Origin of the sequence: Streptomyces chlorus, assembly GCF_042655885.1 — a bacterium.
Lineage (GTDB): Bacteria > Actinomycetota > Actinomycetes > Streptomycetales > Streptomycetaceae > Streptomyces > Streptomyces chlorus.
In genome coordinates, this window is sequence record NZ_JBHSOA010000142.1 from 1 (window position 1) to 4821 (window position 4821).

The following is a 4821-nucleotide window of genomic DNA, read 5'->3' on the forward strand; positions in this document are numbered from 1 at the left end:
TGGCGAGGCGGGTAGGTGCCGTCAGCGATGCGAGCCCTGAGAGCGTCGGCAATCTGCTCCCACTTCGGTCGCGTCGGGTCGAACTCAAAATCGGTCACGGCCTGAGCGTATGTATCCGCCCACACCTGGACATAGATGCTCCTAGCTATAGACATGGGCTGACAGGGGTATACAGGTCCTCTAGGATCGGCCACAGAAGACCCCCGCGACCGTGTGACCGGACCGGGGGCATGGCCACCGCTGCATAGGAGCGACGACCCATGGATCGTAGAACACCACCCCCCGCCACGGCTCCCCCCGCGTGCGCTGAGTGCGTACGGCTCGGCGACGAGCAGCGGTCCGCACACGCCGAGGGCGACTACTCGCGTGAGTCCGACTGCCGGGTGTTGCTCACCCGGCACCGTGCCGCCGCGCACGGGGGTGAAGAGTGAGCGCCGACCAGGCCGCCGAGGGTGGCGAGACATCCAAGTCCGTACACCTGATGACCATGCAGGTAACCCGGGTCCGTGACGGTCGCGTGGTCGAGCAACGCAGCGAGGTGCGGATCACGTCCGATACCCCGCTCGACCCGTTCGCGTTCAGCTCGGCCTGGCCGCCGTGCGAATGCCCGCGCTGCGATGGCGCTGGGGAGCGGCTACGTAGGAGCTGACGGCATGAGGATGTGTGTCCGCTGCAAGCACACCACTCAGGCACCCGTGACGGTCCGGACGATCCATGTTGATACCGGGCCGGGATGGAACGTCTACACCTGCCCTGAGTGCGCGCCTCGCCACCTCAACGCGAGGAGGCATGGGTGCAGGCACCTGGAGCACGCCGTGAACTGCCGGCCGTGTACCAACAGCGCCTGTGGCATGGGTCGAGCCCTCCAGCAGGTGCACCGCGCCACCCGTAAGTGACCCATGAGTGTCGGCGGCATCGTGGCTCGCAGGCTGCGATCCCGCCGATCAACTTCCAGCAGGAGGATGCCTGTCGTCAAAGATGGATACGAACATGTGGACAAGGGTGAGTCGCAACAGTCGCGGTCTCGCCATATGTGATCTCCGAACCTCTGCATGATGGGGGTCGTATCGTTGCCACGACGTATTGCGACCGCTTGTTCGTACGCCGCAGTGGCGGCGCAATCATGGAGGGCATCTTTAACAATCACCCGCGTCTTCGGGTGGCCTGATCAGATGCGCCGTCGACAGCCGCGAGGGTGGTGCCGAGGCCGACTACCGAGAGGGGGCACCAACCTGCTTGGCGACATGTTCATCGACAACTCCAGCCGCTGGGCCCGCGACCGCTGGCAGCCCGTCAACTCCGGCGGGCTGATCCTCTTGCCCCGTTCCAAGAAGCAACTAAATGAAAACAGCCACCCCGCCGGGTAAAGCCCCAGCTCAGCAAGTGTCGACCCCGCGCCTGCGGGGATGCTCCCCTCTACCGGGGCGCCACAGACGTTTTGCAAACGTCGACCCCGCGCCTGCGGGGATGCTCCCTCCCGAACGGCCCCCGGTCCACCGCCTGCACCGTCGACCCCGCGCCTGCGGGGATGCTCCGGACGACCTCGGCCGGGCCGCCGGCGTCGAAGGGTCGACCCCGCGCCTGCGGGGATGCTCCGCGGCACGGGCTGCCACCCCTCCCCTACGCGCAGTCGACCCCGCGCCTGCGGGGATGCTCCGCCGGTGGTGACGAGGTGCTGCTGGCCGGAGTCGTCGACCCCGCGCCTGCGGGGATGCTCCGACGGTCGAGGGCGTCGAGGTCGTACAGCGGCCGTCGACCCCGCGCCTGCGGGGATGCTCCCTTGCTCAGGTCCAGCGTGACGGTCTTGTTGGCGTCGACCCCGCGCCTGCGGGGATGCTCCGGCGCTCGGGATCGCGTCGCCGTCGAAGGTGACGTCGACCCCGCGCCTGCGGGGATGCTCCCTGGACGTAGGAGTCCCCACTACTGGCGTTGCCGTCGACCCCGCGCCTGCGGGGATGCTCCATGGGTTCTGTTTTACCGCGCCATGGTCGTATGTCCGAGTAAGCGGACCTGCGTCTGGGCGTTCGGTTGCTGAAGCGGAGCGGTGTCGCAATCGAGGTCGGGAGCGTCGTCCTCACCGTGCTCATGTGGGAACGCTGGGGTATGGCGGAAGACGCGATCGAGTGCGAGGTGACATGCTCGGCGGCGGTCGTGAGGCGACTGTGCACCCCCGCTCCGGGATGATCGGCGCTTCGGGGAAAGCGCGGCGGGTGCGGGGCGTTGGAACCGGCCCGGGGAGTGAGGCCGTTGCCTGGACGCCGACTGCCCGGACGCCGCACGGCACGTTCCGGGCGTCCGAAGCGTTGGTATCTTCGATGGTAGACGTTTCGTATGGTTGAAGGGAGTCGGCCCATGACGCGCAGTGGCGGCAATGCCGAGCGGGACGGGGCACCACTGCGGCCACGCGAGGACTTCTTCATCGCCGAGCGTCCCGGATACCTGCTCCACAAGGCGGCGCTGCTGCTGCTCGAGGACGTGGAGAAGGCCCTGGAGACGGTCGGCATGCGCAGCAGGTACTTCTTCGTGCTGGCCTCGCTGGCCGGAGGGCCCGAGCTCTCCCAGCAGGACCTGAGCCGGCTGCTCAACCTCGACCCGACCACGGTCGTGACGGTCATCGACGAGATGGAGCGCAACCAGCACGTCGAGCGGCGGCGCAACCCCGCCGACCGGCGGCGGTACAACCTGATCCTCACCGACGCCGGCCGTGCGGCGCTGGCGGCGGTGGACAGTGTGGTCACCGAGGTCGAGACGGCGTTCTTCGGCGCGCTCGACGACGACGAGCGCGAAGTGATGCGCAGGATGCTCGACCGGATGCTGGCGGGCCGCTGGCCCGCGTCCGTCTGTTCCGACTGACCGGAACGGGCGGCACGGAGGTGAGTTGACGGCAGCGGCGGTGGCGTTGGCGGTGGTGCGGGCGGGCCCTTGGGGGTCCGCCCGCTTTCGTTTGCCCGCCGGCCCTCTTCGTCCTTCGTCCGCTCTTCGTCTGTCCTCGTCCGTCCGCCGGTTCCCTCCGCTTCCCCGCCGTCCGTCCGTGACCGCGTGTGGGTCCTGCCGCGGGGCGGTGCGGGGGCGGCCGGATCCTCGTCACTCACCGTGACTGCGGTTGACCTCGACTTTCCAATCATCTATTTTTCTATCATCGATGAATCCGGTTGATAGGAGAGTCCCCGTCATGTCCGCAGAACGCGCACCATCGCCCGCAAGGTGGTGGACCCTGGGGATCGTCGCGTTGGGCACGTTCATGCTGATGCTCGACCTGAGCGTGGTGGCCGTCGCGCTGCCGGCGATCCACGAGTCCCTGGACAGCAGCTTCGCCGACCTGCAGTGGGTGTTCGACGCCTACGCCCTCACCCTCGCGATCTTCCTGGTGGCAGCGGGCTCACTCGCCGACCGGCTCGGCCGCAAGCGGCTCTTCCAGGTGGGCTTCGTCATCTTCACCATCGCCTCGCTCGCCTGCGGCCTGGCCGGTGACGCCACCGCGCTGAGCCTCTACCGCGCCGTGCAGGGCGTCGGCGCGGCCGTCATGTTCGCGGTCGGCCCGGCCATGCTCAGCCACGAATTCCACGGCAAGGAGCGGGCCACCGCCTTCACCGTGTTCGGTGCCGCCGTCGGTGTCGCCGTCGCCGCCGGACCGCTCATCGGCGGGTCGCTGACCAGCTCGCTGTCCTGGCGCTGGATCTTCTACATCAACGTGCCGGTCGGCATCCTCGCCGTCCTCGTCGGCGCGCTGCGGGTGCGCGAGTCGCTCAACCGGCGGGCCCATCCCACCGACTGGGCCGGACTGATCACCTTCAGCATCGCGCTCGGGGCCCTGGTGTTCGCCACCATCCGGGCGCCCGAGGAGGGCTGGACCAGCGTCAACACGCTCGGCCTGTACGCGGCCAGCGCTGTCTTCCTGGTGGTGTTCCTGTTCATCGAGCGGCGCCTGGGCGAGCGCGCGATGATCGACCTGGCGTTCTTCCGCAACCGCACCTTCATCGGCATCTCCCTCGTCGCCATGATCGGCAACGCGGGCGCCCTGCCGTCGGTGTTCTTCGAGACCAGCTACCTCCAGAACATGCTGGGCATGGACGCCTGGGACGCGGGGCTGCGGTTCCTGCCGCTGACGGCCGCGATGTTCGTGGCCGGCGCGATCGGCGGCGGACTCATCGGCAAGGTCCCCTTCCGGATCCTGCTCGGCGGCTCCACCCTCGTCATGGCGATCGGCCTGCTCTTCCTCAACCTGGCGGAGGTCGACTCGGCCTGGACCGTGCTCCTGCCGGCCCTGATCATCGCCGGCTTCGGCATGGGCGCCTTCAACCCGACCCGGGCGGCGCTGGCCATCGGCGTCGCCGAGCCGGCCAAGTCCGGTGTCGCGTCCGGCATCAACGAGACCTTTCAGCAGGTCGGTGTCGCTGTCGGGATCGCGGGTGTGGGCGCCTTCTTCCAGAACCGCGTGGCCGACGAGTTCGCCGCGTCGGCGGTCGGACAGCAGATGGGTGATGCCGCCGCCGAGGAAGCCGCCCACGGCATCAGCGCCGGCGCGTTCGACGCGGTCGCCGCGAACGCGGGTGCGCTCCAGGAGCAGGTGGTCGCCGCCGGACGGGACGCGTTCATGACCGCGTTCCACGGCGCCATGACCCTCTGCGCGATCCTCGGGTTCATCGCCGCGCTCATCGGTTTCCTGATGCTGCGGACCAAGGACCTCCATGCGAGCGCGCTGTCGACGATCCCGCCGGACCTCGACGAGGACGGCGAGCTGCGGCCGGACGTGCCGGTGGGCGCGCCCTCCTGATCCGCTCTCGACCCACTGTCGCCGCACGGCGGCACCGACGTGACGCC

Annotated in this window: 4 protein-coding genes and 1 CRISPR repeat array; all 4 genes read left to right on the plus strand. The window is 68.8% G+C overall.

What is annotated here, in order from left to right:
- The first annotated feature begins 260 nt into the window (after positions 1-260).
- Positions 261-431, plus strand: a complete 171-nt coding sequence (locus ACFPZI_RS36865; protein ID WP_381371530.1) for a hypothetical protein — start codon at positions 261-263, stop codon at positions 429-431.
- An 813-nt stretch (positions 432-1244) separates the two neighbouring features.
- Positions 1245-1367: a hypothetical protein gene (locus ACFPZI_RS36870; protein WP_381371531.1), complete on the plus strand. Its 123-nt coding sequence runs from the start codon at positions 1245-1247 to the stop codon at positions 1365-1367.
- A gap of 17 nt (positions 1368-1384) precedes the next feature.
- Positions 1385-1962: direct repeats of the CRISPR family, unit length 29 nt; unit sequence CGTCGACCCCGCGCCTGCGGGGATGCTCC.
- Between the two features lie 390 nt (positions 1963-2352).
- Complete coding sequence (locus ACFPZI_RS36875; protein WP_355886191.1) at positions 2353-2853, plus strand: MarR family winged helix-turn-helix transcriptional regulator; 501 nt, start codon at positions 2353-2355, stop codon at positions 2851-2853.
- Positions 2854-3172: 319 nt separating this feature from the next.
- Entirely contained in the window at positions 3173-4774 is a 1602-nt protein-coding gene (locus ACFPZI_RS36880; protein WP_326752590.1) for an MFS transporter, read from the plus strand.
- Positions 4775-4821 lie beyond the last annotated feature (47 nt).

Excerpts from the sequence above, each read along its gene's own strand:
- ACFPZI_RS36865 (WP_381371530.1), top strand. The coding sequence starts at position 261 with ATGGATCGTAGAACACCACCCCCCGCCACGGCTCCCCCCGCGTGCGCT.
- ACFPZI_RS36870 (WP_381371531.1), top strand. The coding sequence starts at position 1,245 with ATGTTCATCGACAACTCCAGCCGCTGGGCCCGCGACCGCTGGCAGCCC.
- ACFPZI_RS36875 (WP_355886191.1), top strand. The coding sequence starts at position 2,353 with ATGACGCGCAGTGGCGGCAATGCCGAGCGGGACGGGGCACCACTGCGG.
- ACFPZI_RS36880 (WP_326752590.1), top strand. The coding sequence starts at position 3,173 with ATGTCCGCAGAACGCGCACCATCGCCCGCAAGGTGGTGGACCCTGGGG.